At 43.8% G+C, this 17,187-nt stretch carries 14 protein-coding genes and 1 other RNA gene; 6 read left to right on the top strand and 9 right to left on the bottom strand.

Annotated elements, in window-relative coordinates; all coding sequences use genetic code 11:
* Positions 1–86: 86 nt before the first annotated feature.
* Positions 87–518, top strand: a complete 432-nt coding sequence (locus tag M4S28_RS04495) for a type IV pilin protein (protein ID WP_249632374.1) — start codon at positions 87–89, stop codon at positions 516–518.
* 137 nt (positions 519–655) lie between these two features.
* On the opposite strand, the gene dnaJ is transcribed toward M4S28_RS04495, so the two are convergent.
* The 6 genes from dnaJ to grpE form a co-directional block, all read right to left on the bottom strand.
* A complete protein-coding gene (dnaJ, locus tag M4S28_RS04490) occupies positions 656–1,801 on the bottom strand; it encodes a molecular chaperone DnaJ (protein ID WP_004735166.1) in 1,146 nt (381 codons plus the stop codon).
* Positions 1,802–2,106: 305 nt separating this feature from the next.
* Positions 2,107–4,020, bottom strand: coding sequence for a molecular chaperone DnaK (gene dnaK / locus M4S28_RS04485; RefSeq protein WP_004735165.1), 1,914 nt, complete (start codon positions 4,018–4,020; stop codon positions 2,107–2,109).
* A 343-nt stretch (positions 4,021–4,363) separates the two neighbouring features.
* Positions 4,364–5,686 carry an IS4-like element ISVbsp1 family transposase gene (locus M4S28_RS04480; RefSeq protein WP_249632268.1) on the bottom strand — a complete coding sequence of 441 codons (1,323 nt, stop codon included), beginning with the start codon at positions 5,684–5,686 and terminating at the stop codon, positions 4,364–4,366.
* A gap of 160 nt (positions 5,687–5,846) precedes the next feature.
* On the bottom strand, positions 5,847–6,884 hold the full coding sequence (locus M4S28_RS04475; RefSeq protein WP_249632373.1) for a polysaccharide lyase family 7 protein: 1,038 nt from the start codon (positions 6,882–6,884) through the stop codon (positions 5,847–5,849).
* Between the two features lie 256 nt (positions 6,885–7,140).
* A complete protein-coding gene (locus M4S28_RS04470; protein ID WP_004735163.1) occupies positions 7,141–8,415 on the bottom strand; it encodes a dicarboxylate/amino acid:cation symporter in 1,275 nt (424 codons plus the stop codon).
* Between the two features lie 392 nt (positions 8,416–8,807).
* On the bottom strand, positions 8,808–9,389 hold the full coding sequence (grpE, locus tag M4S28_RS04465) for a nucleotide exchange factor GrpE (RefSeq protein ID WP_017059864.1): 582 nt from the start codon (positions 9,387–9,389) through the stop codon (positions 8,808–8,810).
* 143 nt (positions 9,390–9,532) lie between these two features.
* On the opposite strand from grpE, the gene nadK reads away from it, so the two are divergent.
* From nadK to bamE, 3 genes are all read left to right on the top strand, one after another.
* A complete protein-coding gene (nadK, locus tag M4S28_RS04460) occupies positions 9,533–10,417 on the top strand; it encodes an NAD(+) kinase (RefSeq protein WP_004735161.1) in 885 nt (294 codons plus the stop codon).
* 280 nt (positions 10,418–10,697) lie between these two features.
* Entirely contained in the window at positions 10,698–12,362 is a 1,665-nt protein-coding gene (gene recN / locus M4S28_RS04455; RefSeq protein ID WP_054548067.1) for a DNA repair protein RecN, read from the top strand.
* A gap of 167 nt (positions 12,363–12,529) precedes the next feature.
* Positions 12,530–12,889, top strand: coding sequence for an outer membrane protein assembly factor BamE (gene bamE, locus M4S28_RS04450; protein ID WP_009848326.1), 360 nt, complete (start codon positions 12,530–12,532; stop codon positions 12,887–12,889).
* A gap of 150 nt (positions 12,890–13,039) precedes the next feature.
* Here the strand turns inward: bamE and M4S28_RS04445 are convergent, their stop codons facing one another.
* Positions 13,040–13,351 (bottom strand): RnfH family protein, encoded by a 312-nt coding sequence (locus tag M4S28_RS04445; RefSeq protein ID WP_004735158.1) that lies wholly within the window; start codon positions 13,349–13,351, stop codon positions 13,040–13,042.
* A gap of 3 nt (positions 13,352–13,354) precedes the next feature.
* Entirely contained in the window at positions 13,355–13,783 is a 429-nt protein-coding gene (locus tag M4S28_RS04440; RefSeq protein ID WP_004735157.1) for an SRPBCC family protein, read from the bottom strand.
* A gap of 119 nt (positions 13,784–13,902) precedes the next feature.
* Here M4S28_RS04440 and smpB point away from each other — a divergent pair, with 119 nt between their 5' ends.
* Together smpB and ssrA are read left to right on the top strand one after the other, a co-directional pair.
* Positions 13,903–14,388: an SsrA-binding protein SmpB gene (gene smpB, locus M4S28_RS04435; RefSeq protein ID WP_004735156.1), complete on the top strand. Its 486-nt coding sequence runs from the start codon at positions 13,903–13,905 to the stop codon at positions 14,386–14,388.
* Between the two features lie 66 nt (positions 14,389–14,454).
* Positions 14,455–14,821, top strand: a transfer-messenger RNA (tmRNA) gene (gene ssrA, locus M4S28_RS04430).
* Positions 14,822–15,029: 208 nt separating this feature from the next.
* Here the strand turns inward: ssrA and M4S28_RS04425 are convergent.
* Positions 15,030–16,910, bottom strand: a complete 1,881-nt coding sequence (locus M4S28_RS04425) for an ATP-dependent zinc protease family protein (protein WP_249632372.1) — start codon at positions 16,908–16,910, stop codon at positions 15,030–15,032.
* Between the last annotated feature and the right edge of the window lie 277 nt (positions 16,911–17,187).

Genomic DNA, 17,187 nt, shown 5'->3' with positions numbered 1-17,187 from the left:
TAATACCGCTCGTAACCGTATTTAATCTTGCGCCGATGCTACCACCGGAGAAAAATAGGCAGAGATATTAAAGGAAACTACTCGCGATGATTCGAAGAAATATATGCAACAACAACAACTTAAGCATTGGAGGGATGACATTGATCGAATTATTGATCGCTGTCGCCATCGTGGGGATACTCGGTGCCATTGCGTACCCAAGTTATACGAGCCATGTAATTAAAGCGCATCGAGTCACTGCAATGGCCGACATGACCAAGATTCAACTGGAAATAGAGACGCTGTACACGGGGAACTATGCATCCGCAGCGGAGAATATTATTTCCGGAGGGACATGTTTGTTTTGCGATACCGACACCAGCCGATACACGTTAGCAATTTCGGCGAGTAGTACAACCTATGCCATTCAAGCAGAACCACTTTCACAGCAAGTGAATGATGAATGTTTAGACTCGAATACCGATATATTGGAATTACACCACTCGGGTGTTTCAGAGCCAGAAGCGTGTTGGAAGTAACAAGAACAACCACCAAAGGGCTCGATAATTTATCTGAGAAATCTCGACTCTTTCTTCTCTGATCTTCTTTTCTCTGATCTACAGATACAAAAAAGCCTGCACACTGGCAGGCTTTAAATTTTTCAAATCACTATCAATTACTTAGTTAGGTCATCGAAGAAGTTTTTAACACCGCTAAAGAAACCTTCAGACTTTGGCTTGTGCTTGCTTGCCGCTTCACCACAACATGTCTCTTCGAATTCACGCAGTAGTTCTTTCTGACGAGAGCTTAGCTTAACCGGTGTTTCAACCACTAGTTTAACGATTAGGTCACCCACACCGCCGCCACGAACGCCTTTCACGCCTTTGCCACGCATACGGAACATACGGCCCGTTTGTGTTTCTTCTGGCACTTTAAGGTTTACACGACCATCTAGTGTTGGAACTTCAACTTCACCGCCTAAAGCAGCCATAGAGAAGCTTACTGGCACTTCACAGTAAAGGTTGTTGCCGTCACGCTCAAAGATGTTGTGCTCTTTTACGTGTACTTGTACGTACAAGTCGCCAGCTGGAGCGCCATGCTCCCCTGCTTCGCCTTCGCCAGATAGACGAATGCGATCACCAGTATCAACACCTGCTGGGATCTTAACGTTAAGCGTTTTCGTTTTCTGTTTGCGACCTTGGCCATGACATGAGTTACATGGGTCTTTGATGATCTTGCCTTTACCGTTACAAGTAGGACAAGTCTGTTGAACCGCAAAGAAACCTTGGCGCATTTGTACCTGGCCGTGGCCATGACAAGTACCACACGTTTGTGCAGAAGAACCCGCTTTCGCGCCGCTACCGTCACAAATATCACACTCTACAAGAGTTGGTACTTCGATTTCTTTAGATACACCACGAACGGCTTCTTCTAGAGAAAGCTCCATGTTGTAACGCAAATCAGAACCACGTTGTGCACGCGCTTGACCACCACCGCGACGACCGCCGCCAAAGATATCGCCAAACACATCACCGAAGATATCGCCGAAGTCACCTTGGCCACCGCCGCCGTAACCGCCGCCGCCCATGCCACCTTGTTCAAAAGCTGCGTGGCCGTATTGGTCGTAAGCTGCTTTCTTTTGAGAATCGGTTAAGATCTCGTACGCTACTTTTACTTCTTTAAATTTGTCTGCTGCGCTGTCATCACCCTGATTACGGTCCGGGTGGAATTTCATCGCTAAGCGTTTGTACGCTTTTTTAATATCGCGCTCTGATGCATCGCGGCTTACGCCTAATACTTCGTAAAAATCACGTTTTGACATGTTCTAGGTCACCAAATAATTGCTACTACCGAATGATCACTTCAGTAGTCTATGTATCAATCTAGATAAAAGTTCTGCCGGCTGAAATGCCGAATAAAGCTATTATCTAGATCGACAAGTCTAAATACAAATTTACGGGCGTGAGAGTTACCTCTGACGCCCGTATCTTTAGAAATCGAAAAACGACTTTTTCTAAGCTAAAACACGTTAGTTCAAGGAGAAGGCACGGACTTTCTTAACCAACCAAAAGGCAAGTGTAAGTGAGTACCTTCGACGCAGAAATCACGTGTTATAGCGACGAAAAATTATTTTTTGTCTTCTTTAACTTCTTCAAACTCTGCATCAACAACGTCGTCATCTTGCTTAGGTTGTTCACCAGCGTCAGCACCAGCTTGTTCAGCTTGAGCTTTCTGTTGAGCAATTTCCATTAGCTTTTGAGCTGCTTGCATAAGTTCTTGAACTTTAGCGTCGATAGCTTCTTTGTCGTCACCAGACTTAACTGATTCTAGAGCTTCGATAGCTGCTTCGATTTTAGCTTTCTCGTCTGCAGGTAGAGCTTCACCAGCTTCTTCTACTTGCTTCTTAGTGCCGTGAATCATTTGGTCAGCTTGGTTACGTGCAGTTACTAGCTCTTCGAACTTCTTGTCAGCTTCTTTGTTAGCTTCTGCTTCTTGAACCATTGCTTCGATCTCTTCCTCAGACAAACCGCCTGATGCTTGGATAGTGATCTTCTGCTCTTTACCTGTCGCTTTATCTTTAGCAGATACGTTCAGGATACCGTCAGCATCTAGGTCGAATGTTACTTCAACTTGTGGCATGCCACGTGGTGCTGGTTGGATTCCTTCTAGGTTGAACTGACCAAGAGACTTGTTGTAAGTCGCTTGCTTACGCTCACCTTGAAGAACGTGGATAGTTACTGCGCTTTGGTTGTCTTCAGCTGTAGAGAACACTTGATCCGCTTTAGTAGGGATAGTTGTGTTTTTCTCGATAAGCTTAGTCATTACACCGCCCATCGTTTCGATACCGAAAGATAGAGGAGTAACGTCTAGAAGAAGAACGTCTTTAACTTCACCAGCTAGTACACCACCTTGAACAGCAGCACCCATTGCAACAGCTTCGTCAGGGTTCACGTCTTTACGTGGCTCTTTACCGAAGAACTCAGTTACTTTAGCTTGAACCATAGGCATACGAGTCTGACCACCAACTAGGATAACGTCAGTGATTTCGCCTACAGATAGGTCAGCATCTGCTAGAGCAACTTTTAGTGGCTCAAGAGAACGTTGAACTAGGTCTTCAACTAGAGACTCAAGCTTCGCACGAGTCACTTTGATGTTCATGTGCTTAGGACCAGTTGCATCAGCAGTAACGTAAGGTAGGTTTACGTCAGTTTGAGTAGTAGAAGAAAGCTCGATTTTCGCTTTTTCTGCTGCTTCTTTAACACGCTGCATTGCTAGTGGATCAGATTTAAGGTTGATACCTTGCTCTTTCTTGAACTCATCTACTAGGTAGTTGATCATGCGGTTATCGAAATCTTCACCACCAAGGTGAGTGTCACCGTTAGTTGAAAGAACTTCGAAAGTTTTCTCGCCTTCTACTTCATCGATTTCGATGATAGAGATATCGAATGTACCACCACCAAGGTCGTATACAGCGATAGTGCGATCACCACCTTGCTTGTCTAGGCCGTAAGCCAGAGCAGCAGCAGTAGGTTCGTTGATGATACGTTTAACATCTAGACCAGCGATACGGCCAGCATCTTTCGTTGCTTGACGTTGAGCATCGTTGAAGTAAGCAGGAACAGTTACAACTGCGCCAGTTACTTCTTCGCCTAGGAAGTCTTCAGCTGTTTTCTTCATTTTCTTAAGAACTTCAGCAGATACTTGAGGAGCAGCCATTTTTTGGCCTTGCGCTTCAACCCATGCATCACCGTTATCAGCTTTAACAATGTTAAAAGGCATGATTTCGATATCGCGTTGAACTTCTTCATCTTCAAAACGACGACCGATTAGACGCTTAATTGCGTATAGCGTGTTTTGAGGGTTAGTAACTGCTTGACGTTTCGCAGGTTGACCAACTAGCGTCTCGCCTTCAGTGTATGCGATTACCGATGCTGTTGTGCGTTCGCCTTCAGCATTTTCTAATACGCGTGGTTTGTCACCGTCAAGAACAGCAACACAAGAGTTAGTAGTACCTAAATCAATACCAATGATTCGACCCATCAGGCTTTCTCCGAATAAATTCTATTTAGTTTTTTGCTATACCCACTATGTGGGGGGTAGTAATCAGGGATTCAACCCTAATACACAAAATTTAAATGCAAATGTATTTTGCTTTCGTATGCACCATAGATAAGGGCTGCAAACTAATTTTCAAGGGAAATAGGTAAAAAAAATCTGTTTTTCCCCCTATCTTTCCACTTAAAGGTAAAAAGTGGCTTACCCCTTACTGCTTAAGGCTCGAAAGTTGACATATTCACGCGTTCATCTTCATAAATAAAATGTCTCCCTATTCTATCTCGCATAAAAAAGACCTTCATATGGAATAATGCCGTTCGGATAAGCATTATTGCTTGAACCTGAACGGATATTTAGCTGGGACAAAGAGGACTGAACGTGGAAACGTTCGGTCCTTTCTTTTATCTGGAAGAATGAAGTGACTCAAACTGTCTCTCATCCTTTTCAGTTTTACAGGTAGAGTTCCGTTTGGACTTAAAGCTAACCAACGTAATTGCGCATCAATAAGGTTAATTGCGGCTGTAAAACTGACCCTAGTCGCTCGAACCCCGGCTTCTGAAGCTATCTTAACCATCTCTAATCGCACTAAGTTATAGGCAAGTAATACGCCCCAAAGCTCTTGCTTCACACCGGCAGAAAAACGACTTCGTAAAGTGACGTGACTTTGCAGTTGAGTCTGTTTAATTTCACCATAACCTTCTTCTATCTCCCAGCGTTGCCAATAAATACGCAGCAGGCTTTCTAGCGAGTATCTACTAGGGTCTGTAAGTGAAGTAATAAAACCTTTTATCTCACCTTTTGGCTCTTGATATAGGACTAACCTGGCTTCCCAACGTGCGGGTAAATTCGGATTCTGCCGTTGAGCTTGAGGAGAGATGGGCATTGAGATGAGCATGTCGTTCTCCGCATATTTCTCCAACACTTCATAGCGTAGCTTACGTTTTGCAGGCATTAACCAGTGAGCATTTTCCGCACTCTCTTGCCACGACAACAAGAGGTCTGCCGAGAAATAACAACGATCAAATAAGGTCAATGAATGTGCGGGGATATCATTGAATAGACGCTTAGCTAAGGTCGTTTCACCGACATGACAGCCATCAAAAGCCGCCCCCATAATCATTCGAGTTTCTGTTGACATCAAAGCGACTAAACGAAGTTGAGGGTAAGGTTTCAATTTTTTAGAGATGAACCCAAATTCTTCAGCGTTCTCTGGGGAATCTTGGCACCTAAATGTTGTTCCATCCACAGCAAGAACATTAAGCTCTAAGTCTTTATCTTGTTGAAGGATATCTCCGTTCCAAGCCTTTACCGTTGTGTGAAACAGAGCCGCTAATGGACTCTCATCTAGACGTCGGCGTGAATCAGTTAGGACACTAGGTGCAACACGAGACCAGCTATCTTCAGGTTTAGGCTGAAGCGCAATGTCTAATGAACTGCATACCTCTTTGATAGACATGTTGCGTTGCAGCCCCATCCAAATAACTAACCAGACAGCTTGCTGAGCGGGAAGTCGGCGTCGTCTTATGCTCGCTTTATTGGTTTCAAGAAGAGCTTGTTCTATCCACTCAATCTGAATGGCGTCGACGACAGATTCATAATTGTCGGCATCTTCAATGGTCTCGTGTGCCATTGCTAATTCTTGTTCAAGCATAAAAAATCCCCATCAACGTTGTTGATGGGGATTATCGGCTAACTGCAAGATCGTTCAAGTCTTCTTAAACGATCGGCATTACCTTCATATGGAAGGTCTTTTTTCAACTAACAGCGAGTCGAACCGTTATTGATTCTGCACTATTTTTGATTCGGCAATATTATTGATTAAGAACTAACTGGTAGAAGCTTGCTTGGGTGTAGTCACCCGCTTCCATACCACGCCACTCACAGGCAGAGCTCGACTTCTTAGTATTACACTGGTTATACGCACCCGCTTTGAAGTACATCCAATCTTGACCATAGCCAAGATCGATATCATGCCCCTGATATTTGCCCTTTGCCAAGTCAACATCATAGGTCTTCACAATAGGATCCGCTGAGTTTGGATTCTTCGTAAAGGTTAAGTGCATGATGTTATCTTTGATATTCACATCGTATGAGAATACTTCACCTAGCTTGATACCATCAGTAGGATCCGAGCTGCCTTTTTTCAGATTGTATTGGCCAAATACATCATGGCGAATGTCTTTACGAAGCTTCTTACCATTTTCATCCTTCGCATTCTTCATCTCTGTCGGCGGATTTAATTCATAGTTCCACGTTAACGAACCATGCTCATGTTCTGGCAGTTTACGGTAAACAATTTTCAGAGGTTCATTATCCGAGCCGTGGATTTGACCGATTACGACTGAGAATGCGCCTGTTTTCTTATAGTTACCGCTGGTGCTGACCTGATCAACAGAAAGTGTCGCCGTCATCTGCCCACCGATAGAACCAAACTCTTCCGCGTTCTTATGGCTTGAAATCGCGAAGTTGTTGCTCGGCGCAGAGTAGCTATCCGCTAGCATCGCTCTTAGCTCACTACGCGTGTTTTTACTGTTTGGCGTCGTTGGAGCTGTATTCGGAGCCACAAACACCATCGCACCAGATTCAGCATCCGTGTAGAACCATTTAGGGTGAACGTAAGGCGTGTCTACATTCGACAGTTCCTTTTTTCCAATCTCCAGCGTTTTACCTTTTCTAGACCCTTCAATCGTCAGCTCCGGTAAGTTAATTTTCCATTTAGATAAATCGAAGTTTTGTGCTGGTGCTTTTGCAGGGTCAAGATTGAACTGTTGACCAATATCGTGATTAGAAGCAAGAGCGGGAGCGGCTAAAAGGCTGGCAGTCAGTAGACTAAGGTAAGACAGCTTCATTATTGGGTTTCCTTTATGTCGTCATAATGTAGGTTGCCAGAACAATAAAATAATATTGTATTATTATATGTGATCTATATTAAAGATTGAAAACTGATGGCCAATTCGGCACGAATAAAAAGAAAAAATGAGACTTAATACCAACCAAATATCTTTTTAGCCAAGTTATCAGATAGCCCAAAGCACTTCTCAGCAGAAACAAAAAAGCCCCGCTCTCATTGAGCGGGGCTTCTAGTTATCGAATCTTAATTAAGAATTATGCTTCTGCTTTCTTTAGTTCAGCTTCTTCGTTAGCTTCAACGCCGATTTCGTTTTCAGATTTCGCTACGATAGTGTTAACCGCAGTATCACCAACAACGTTAGAAGAAGTACAGAACATGTCACAGATACGGTCAACAGCAGCAACAATCGCTAGACCTTCTGGTGGCAAACCTAGTTGGTGCAATAGAACACCGACCATAACCACACCACCACCAGGAACACCACCAGCACCGATAGACAGTAGCAAGATAGTTAGACCTAGAGTAAAGATATCAGCAGTGTTGATTGGCTGACCGAATGCGTTTGCTACGAACATAGTTGCTAGTGCGATGTAGATAGATACACCAGACATGTTCATTGTTGCACCTAGTGGTACACCGAAACCTGCCACTGACTTAGATACGTTCAGTTTGTCCGTCAGAGTACGCATTGTTACTGGAATCGTCGCGTTCGAACTTGCAGTCGATAGTGAGAAAAGGATTTGCTCACGAGTTGCACGTAGGAACTGCTTTGGAGAAATACCCGTGAATGAACCAACCATCATTGGGTAGAAGAAGAAGATCCAGAACACAAGCATTGCCACAACAAGCGCGACATAGCCAGCAACTGACATTAGCGTGTTTGCATCAAGTGTTGCACCTAATTGAATCATCAGAGCAAATACACCGTATGGCGCAAGGCTCATTACTAGGCCGATAAGCTTCATCATGATTTCGTTAGCCATCTTGAATGTCTTGATAGCTGGGCCACCACGAGAATCAAGAGCTTGGATAGCAAGACCAGTCAGAATAGCCATGAAGATGATTTGCAGCATGTCGCCACTTGCAAATGCTTCTACAGGGTTGCTAGGAACGATATTAACAACAAGAGAGAAGATATCTGGCGTTTCAGTTGTTGTAAGCGCAATTGTCTCAGAAACTGTACCCGCTAGATTCGCACCAGCACCCGGTTGGAAAATAAGACCAATCGTTAGAGCAGCTGAAATCGCGATGATGGTGTTAATAATGTAAAGACCAAAGGTTTTACCACCAAGACGACCGAATGAACGAATATCTTTTAGCTCAACGATACCGCAAACAATAGATACGTATACAAGAGGTACTACAAGCAACTTGATAAGTGATACGAACATACCTCCAGCACCTTCAGCAGCGCCGAGTAGGTACGTATCAAAAATAGCAATGCCGCTGAATAGGTACTGAATAGCAGTACCAATAATAAGGCCGGCAAACAAGCCTACAAAAATCTTACTTGAGAGCGATTTATCCATCGTTCTTCTCCAGTTTGTTGTGTTTAAAAATTTTACTTTTATAGTTATATATGCGACCCAAATCGCTATATTGCAGTGGATTTTACATACAAAGGTAACAATTAAAAGCATTTATTTACAAAAACATTACAAGTGTGACATCAAAACATTTCTTCACTAACAACCAGTTTCATAATATAAAACTCTAAATCATTGTTCTGGATAAAATAAAAAGAACGACATTCTTAATGCGATTTTGGTGACTATTCACGTGGACTCTCAAGTTACAGGCATAAAAAAAGAGAGGCATATGCCTCTCTTTTCATTTCACGTTAACCAGTGAATTATTTTGTCGCCGCTATTGTCTTACTTCACAATTGCAATAATCAACTGCTTAGCAAGCGGCTACTCAATTACTTAGCAACCATTACCATTGCAGGGCGAATAACACGGCCGTTAAGCTCGTAGCCTTTCTGCATAACAAACATCACAGTGTTTGACTCGTGGTCTGGGCTTTCTTGAATCGACATTGCTTGGTGGAATTCAGGGTTGAATGCTTCACCTTCAGGGTTGATCTCTGTAAGACCAAATTTAGCCACTGTATCTACGAACGTTTTGTGAGTTAGCTCAACACCTTCAAGAATCGGCTTAACCGCTTCGTTCTCAGCATCTGCAGCTTGTACTGCACGCTCTAGGTTATCGATAACAGGTAGTAGGCCTTCAGCGAATTTGTTTAGCGCGTATTTACGTGCTTTATCCACTTCTTGCTCAGTACGGCGACGCATATTCTCAACTTCAGCCTTTGCGCGAAGAACAGAATCTTGCTGCTCTTTCACTTTAGACTCACTAGAAAGCAGTGCGGCTTCTAGTTGAGCAATTTTTGATTCCTGCTCATCAGCCGCGTCTTCATTCAGTTCAGCTTCTTCAACTTTCTCAGCTTCAGCAATGATCTGATCTAGCTCTTCTTCGGTTACTTTGTTTTCTTCGTTGCTCATGATATCTCCAGAATTCGTTTTCAATGCCAGTGACAGGCGTGTTTGCGCCTCAAATTGATATAAAACACTCGCATAGACGTTCAACTTGCCTTTATTATGGGGATGAAGAATTTTGATTCAAGCCTAATTCGTTTGGAAACGTTATGAAAAAGCCATTTGAAGTCATCGCAATTATTGGTAAACCTCGAGATCAGCAAGCAATTCAGACTCATAGAGAGCTCTATCAGTGGTTAAGTACTGAGGGTTATCAAGTGTTTGTTGATGATAGGCTCTCCAGCATTTTGGACGATATCCCACAAGAACATTTTTCTAGCCTGATTGAATTGGGTAAACGTGCCGATCTCGCAATTGTTGTGGGTGGTGATGGAAATATGCTCGGTGCCGCTAGAATTTTGTCACGTTTCGACATTTCAGTGATAGGTGTTAACCGAGGTAATCTTGGTTTCCTAACCGATCTCAACCCTGAAAACTTCCAGAGCGCGCTGACTGATGTGCTTAAGGGAGAGTTCATGGAAGAAGAGCGCTTCTTACTTGAAACTGAAATTCATCGTCACGGCCAGATAAAAAGCCACAATGCAGCCCTTAATGAGGCTGTACTGCACCCCGGCCAAGTCGCGCACATGATCGAGTTCGAAGTGTATATCGATGACAGCTTCGCCTTCTCACAGCGCTCTGATGGCTTGATCGTCTCAACACCGACAGGTTCTACCGCCTACTCGCTTTCTGGCGGCGGCCCTATCCTTTCATCAAGCCTAAATGCTATCTCACTAGTGCCAATGTTCCCGCACACCCTTTCAAGCCGCCCACTTGTGGTGGATGGAAAGCGTCGTATCAAGCTGATCGTATCGCCTGATAACCGCGGTACACAGGAAGTCAGCTGCGATGGTCAAATCTCGCTACCGGTTTCTCCTGGCGATGAGATCCACATTTACCAAAGCCCAAATGTGCTCAAGCTAATCCACCCTAAAGACTACAATTACTACCATGTTCTACGTAACAAACTAGGCTGGTCGAGTAAGCTGTTCTAAGTGAAAAGCGAACTATTTTAAAAGGCTGACGACATTCGTCAGCCTTTTTTATTGCCGATTAAAAGCCCACCGCCTCTACCTTTACGCCAATCCACCACACCGTCATTCCCAAGAGGGAGGAACGACTGGGTTGGGAATCTATAGCGGTTTCAGTGATCTACGAACAACCTCAATTCTGATAACGGTCACAAAAAATTTTCACCTGCTGACTTTACTGTATAAAGAAACAGTATATACTGAGCTTATATACAGTATTGTTCAGTTATACAGGTAAATAAAAATGCTGGCTCATCTAAGTGTTAATAATTTCGCTATTGTTAAGTCTTTACAGCTAGAACTCTCTAAAGGCATGACAACAATCACCGGAGAAACGGGGGCGGGTAAATCTATCGCTATCGATGCTTTAGGCTTATGTCTTGGAGGAAGATCAGATGCGGGAATGGTTCGACAAGGTGAAGAAAAAACCGAAGTCAGTGCTGCTTTTTTACTTGAGAACAATCTACACGCTACCCGCTGGTTAGAAGACAACGAGCTGCTTGATGGCGGTGAATGCATCTTGCGCAGAACCATCTCAAAAGAAGGTCGTTCTCGCGCATTCATTAACGGCAGTCCTGTCCCTCTTTCACAATTGAAATCGCTTGGGCAGCTGTTGATCAACATTCACGGTCAACACGCGCACCATCAATTGATGAAGAGCGATTACCAAATGGCCATGCTTGATCAATACGCAGGCCACTTGAACCTGTTGAAATCGACACGTAATGCTTACCAAGCCTGGCGACAAGCCGATAACCACTTGAAAGAGTTACGTGAAAATAGCCAGCAAAATCAAGCTCAAAAACAACTTCTTGAATACCAAATCAAAGAGTTAAATGAGCTGTCTATTGGGGAGGAAGAATATGAAGACCTCGAACAAGAGCATAAGCGCCTCTCCAATAGCGGAGAACTGGCCACAACCTGTCAGCAAGCTATCGAGCTTATTTATGAAGGCGAAGAAGTTAATGCGCTTGGTATTCTGCAATCGGCCAATAACTCCCTAATTCAGTTAGCTGAGCTTGATGAAAGATTGGCTGAATTGCCGAGCTTATTGTCTGAAGCCATTATTCAGATTGAAGAGACCAATAACGAATTAAGAACCTACCTAGACAGCATTGATGTCGATCCGGGTCGTATGGCTTACGTTGAAGAGCGTTTCTCTAAAGTGATGTCGATGTCTCGTAAGCACCACGTGTTACCAGAAGAGCTTTACAAGCACCATCAAGACTTATTACAACAGGTTGAAGCACTTGATTGCTCGGATGAAAAACTCGATGAATTGGCCAATGATGTCGAGAACCAATACCAGTCGTTCGTTGCCAAATCAGAGAAGCTTCATAAATCTCGAACTCGTTATGCAAAAGAGCTCAACAAACTGATCACGCAAAGCATGCACGAACTGAGCATGGAAAAAGCGCAGTTTGCCATTGAAGTGAACAACACCAACACGCACCCTTCCCCATTGGGTATGGATAACGTGACCTTCATTGTTTCGACCAACCCAGGCCAACCAATGCAGCCAATTGCTAAAGTGGCTTCTGGTGGTGAGTTATCACGAATCTCACTAGCGATTCAGGTGATTACAGCGCAAAAAGTGGATACACCAAGCCTGATTTTCGATGAAGTCGATGTGGGTATCAGTGGGCCAACGGCTGCGGTTGTCGGGAAAATGCTACGTAAGCTGGGCGAATCTACGCAGGTGATGTGTGTGACTCACTTACCTCAAGTTGCCGGTTGCGGTCACCAACAGCTGTTTGTTGCGAAGAACACGAAATCAGGTAAAACCGAGACCCAAATGCACACGCTTGATGAACAACAACGCGTTTCAGAGCTTGCTCGACTGCTTGGTGGCAGCCAAATTACCGAATCGACACTTGCCAATGCAAAAGAGTTATTAATCGCAGCTTAGGTTACATATTCGGCAACTTTCTGATAATTTACCGAAAATTCTTGGCAATTTTGCAACTTAATTCAAAATTGCCAGTCATAACAAGCTCAAAGCGCAAGGAGCTTTTTACTTCTTGCTGGAGCTTGTTTATTATCAGGCAGTATTTTAGCGAAGAAAGATCTCAAACTATGCGAATTAAAAAGTGGTTAGTTGCAGTTCCACTTGCACTAACAATGTTGACCGGTTGCTCTCTACTAGAGAAGTTGGTTTATCGAATTGACATCAATCAGGGTAACTATGTTGAACAAGAAGCTGTCGATCAGCTCAAGTTTGGCATGACAAAAACACAAGTTCGTTACGTTATGGGCTCACCAATGCTTATCGAAAACGGCTACCCAGATACGTGGTATTACATTTACCACCACCAAAAAGGCCATAACGACCCTATTCAGAAAAACCTTGTCGTGAACTTTGATGCCACTGGCACTCTAGTAACGATCAATGGTGACTTTGAAGCCAGTGATGAGTTCTTCGAAAGCCTTCGCTAGCTTTCAGTCGACAAAGCCAAAATCTCAAAAGCCTGCTCACGAGCAGGCTTTTTAATATCCGCTAACAAATTAAGTGCGTTGTCTAACCAACAAGCACAAAAAAAGCTCGCCAACATAGCGAGCTCTCTTCTTAGTCAAACTTGTTTGGCATTACGATTTAGCAGCGGCCGCTTTTGCTTGTTCAGCACGTTTCCGGCGAATCTCTTTTGGATCGGCTAACAGTGCTCGGTAGATTTCGATACGATCTTTATCGCGAACCGTCGCATCTAGCTTAACGTTACGGCTGAACACGCCAACCTTATTTTTCGCTAAGTCGATTTCTGGATACAGTTCCAAAACACCAGACTGCGCAATAATCTCTTCCACAGTCGCGTTTTTGTTCACCACCAAGGTAAACACACGCTGCTCGTGCGGAAGCGCAAACACAACCTCTACGTGGATCATATCCGATTCAATAGTCATGGCTTAATAAACCTGTTTCGCGCGTTGAGTAAAAGCACTGACCATATTGCTCGTCAGCTCATTGAAAACCTTACCAAATGCCATTTCAATCATTCGGCTAGAAAATTCAAACTCCAACTTAAGCTCAACCTTACACGCTTGCTCATCGAGCGGAGTAAAATACCAACCGCCCTGCAATTTTTTGAACGGGCCATCCACCAGCTCCATCAAGATCTCAGCGCCATCCGCTAAACGGTTCGATGTGGTAAATGTTTTGCTGATACCAGCTTTAGAGACATCAACCGAAGCCACCATAGTTGAATCTGAAGATTCGATCACACGTGAACCAGAACACCCTGGCAAAAACTCGTGATAACGAGCAACATCATTGACCAAGCTGAACATCTGGTCGGCACTAAACGACACTAATGCTGAACGAGTAACCTTTGGCATATAGACTCCTGTTAAAGACAGCGTTACATTAACACAAACTGCAATTTTAATTGTATTGGGCCAGAGCGCAAATAAAAAGGATTCCCCAACTAGGGTGCAATCCGTATAATGAGGCCATTATGGCAAAGAATAAATCAAAATCAAAAGCCGGTAGTAATACCATTGCGCTTAATAAGAAAGCTCGCCACGAATATTTCATCGATGATGAGATAGAAGCGGGGCTTGAGCTACAAGGCTGGGAAGTAAAATCCCTACGTGAAGGCAAAACCAATATCGCAGAAAGCTACGTCTACATCCGAGACGGCGAAGCATTCATCAGTGGTATGACGATCACTCCGCTCACTCAGGCGAGTACTCATATCGTGGCGAACCCAACACGCATCCGTAAACTACTTATGTCGAGAAAAGAGCTCGACAACCTTATCGGTCGTATTAACCGTGAAGGCATGACACTTGTCGCAACCGCACTTTACTGGTCTCGCTCTTGGGCGAAGATTAAAGTTGGCGTAGCGAAAGGTAAAAAGCTGCACGATAAACGTACTGATATGAAAGAAAAAGATTGGGCGAGAGATAAAGCACGAATTATGAAGAGTAATTTGCGTTAATTTTAAGCACTTAAACGCACAGTGCTAGACAGGCAATGCTTTTCTGGTATTATGCAAATAACACTTGGGGCTGATTTAGGATTCGACAGGAATTTTGAAGTCTGAGGTGCATGCCGTGGGGCGGTTGGCCACGTTAAAAGCCGCAAAAAAATAGTCGCAAACGACGAAAACTACGCACTAGCAGCTTAATAACCTGCTCAGAGCTCTCTTACCCTAGCTTCCGCTCGTAAGACGGGGACCAATAAGAGATCAAACCCAAACTAGCTAGCGCGGATTCTCCCACCTGAGAGGAAAAGCGCGAATAACAATTCAGGTTAGCCTTTAACTAGCGTGTCGGTTCGCAGGTTGCTGGTGAAATTAAAGATCGACTAAGCATGTAGTACCAATGATGAATGATTTTTGGACGCGGGTTCAACTCCCGCCAGCTCCACCAAACGTTTGGAAAGGGCCAACTCGAAAGAGTTGGCCCTTTTTTTATCTTTATTTTACTTGCCATAACAAAGAAAGTTTCTTTTTAACAATGACTTACCTTTAGCACATCAACAATAAAACCAGACACTCAATAAAAAGCCACACATCCCATGACTGAAATGTGTGGCTGTTTAGAACTGTTCTGATACGAACTTAGATAAGTTTAGGTGTTACTCCATATCACCTAACAAGTAATCTTCATCACTGCTCACTACTGCGCCGTGCTTTAAGAAGTTCTTACCTAAGATCATGCTGTATTCAAAGCGAGAGCGATCTTGAAGGTTTACCCTCACCTCTTTCTCTAAGTCACCCAACTTAACCTTCATTTCAACGACAGGACGAATGTTCACCTTCTCGCCTTTCTTGGCTTTGATGCGCATAACATCAATCACTGGCTTGGTGAAATCTTGCTTATCGCCTTGGTTGTTTTGATAGGTAAAGCTCACCATGTCTTGGCCGTCTTTCTTAAATCGTTTGATGTTGACTGCATTCATTGAGCTCACATCCGCACCTGTGTCGAGCTTGGCCGGGAACTTCATACCGTTCACTTCAACAACTTCGATGTGCCCTACTTTAAACAGCGGCTCAGCTTTCAAAAGGTAGTCAGATCGAGTGTTCACATACACACCGTCTTTTGCCATCTTCTTGCCTAAAATAAAGTACGCTTCTTTCTCATTCGTATTGAGCACATCGATGGCAAACTCTTGCGTACGAACGTTTCCAGAGACCGCAAACTCACCACTCACTACCGGACGAGTATCATCACCGACTTTAAGCTTCTTAATAATTGGCTTGGTCACCTTCTGCTTCTCACCGTTTACATCCGTAAGATAAAATTCAACGGAGGCATCTTTGCCTTTACCTGTCATTTCAAAACTGTCGACCTTCAACAAAGGCGTGTTGACAGTGAATGAGGCAACAGCCTTGAGTGGGAAGTCATCAAGGGTGATGTCCTCTTCTGGGGAAATAACCAAAGGTTCACTCTTTTTAGCGACATCACTAAAGCTTTCTGAACCTTCAGAAAGAATATTTTCTGCATTGGTATCAATCATGAAGAGTTCACTGGCGGTACTGGTACCAAATCTCAACTGCGACTCACTACTCGAGCGCTCACGTAGGTACACCAGAACGTCTTTAGTTGTGTTTTCATCGAGTTGAACCGGCACATACACCAAAGGCCTTTTCTTACCACTCACGCTTAACATACGAACTAATGGCAGTGTCATCTCTTTCTGCTTGCCATCGTTGTCGAACATATCAAACGTCACTTCACTGTTCTTCTTATCTACATCGATGTCTTTTGCATGAAGGATGCTGTAGCGATTTTTTAATGAGAAGGTCGCGTTCATCGCCATTCCAGAGATAGACACCACCTCTTTTCGGCCAACAACGGTCGCGTTTTCCTGCTCTTGCAAGTAGTCATAGCCCGCAAACACTAAAGCGTTATCCGCAAGGAAGGTTTTACCAATCAGCACAGGCGCAGAGAAATGGCTTCTGTCGGTCAGGTTAACATCGGTTTTTAGCTCTTGGTCTGCAATGGTGAGCGACATTTTTACGGTAGGACGAAGCAAAGGCGTGCTGCTGGTGCGGCTGCGTATCATGCTGACACGCTCTAAAGGCGCTTTAATTAATACCATGTCACCCGTACGTGGGTTTTGAACCTTGAAAGAGACCACAGCCTCATATTTCGCAAAGGTACTGCCATCCCAATCATCGTAATCAACATCGGAATTATTCAACAGGTCTTCGGTTATTGCTGCCATCAACTCTTTGTCTTTAAGATTCTTGTAATCGGCATTCGTGCTCTTCACATGAATATCTTCAGCATGCATAGAGGTAGTTTCTGCACCAGTGTCGATTTTGCCAATGAAAGGAACGTCTTTTAGCCCTTGAACGCTAGAGAGGTATACATTCTCAGTACGGCCTAATACCGCCTTACCATCGAGTTCGTAAGTCGGGTTTTGAGTGGTAGGTGAAGTATCAGTAGCCAAAGTATATTGTGAAAAAAGTAGAGTGCTTAAAAGAGTTAGAGCCAAAGGTATCTTTTTCATTAGTTGGTCCGTTGTGATCAGTTCACTAATAATACTGGCGATTCGGTAAAGAGTTCCCCCACCAGTAATGGTTCTCACAAAACGTTAACGCTATGAGTTTTTTAATGACAAACCGATGACTTTGCGCTGCATTCGCTTATCGATTATTGACTAATGGATACCCAATAATCTTTTCAATACTCGGTGTTCTATTGGAGAAATGAATACAAAAAAGGCCAACGACAAGCGCTGACCTTAGCGATTCAAAACACACCTGAAGCGAGTTTAACTTGCTAAA

This window comes from Vibrio sp. J383, assembly GCF_023503985.1.
Classification (GTDB): domain Bacteria; phylum Pseudomonadota; class Gammaproteobacteria; order Enterobacterales; family Vibrionaceae; genus Vibrio; species Vibrio splendidus.
This window is presented reverse-complemented; position numbering and strand designations above follow the sequence as displayed.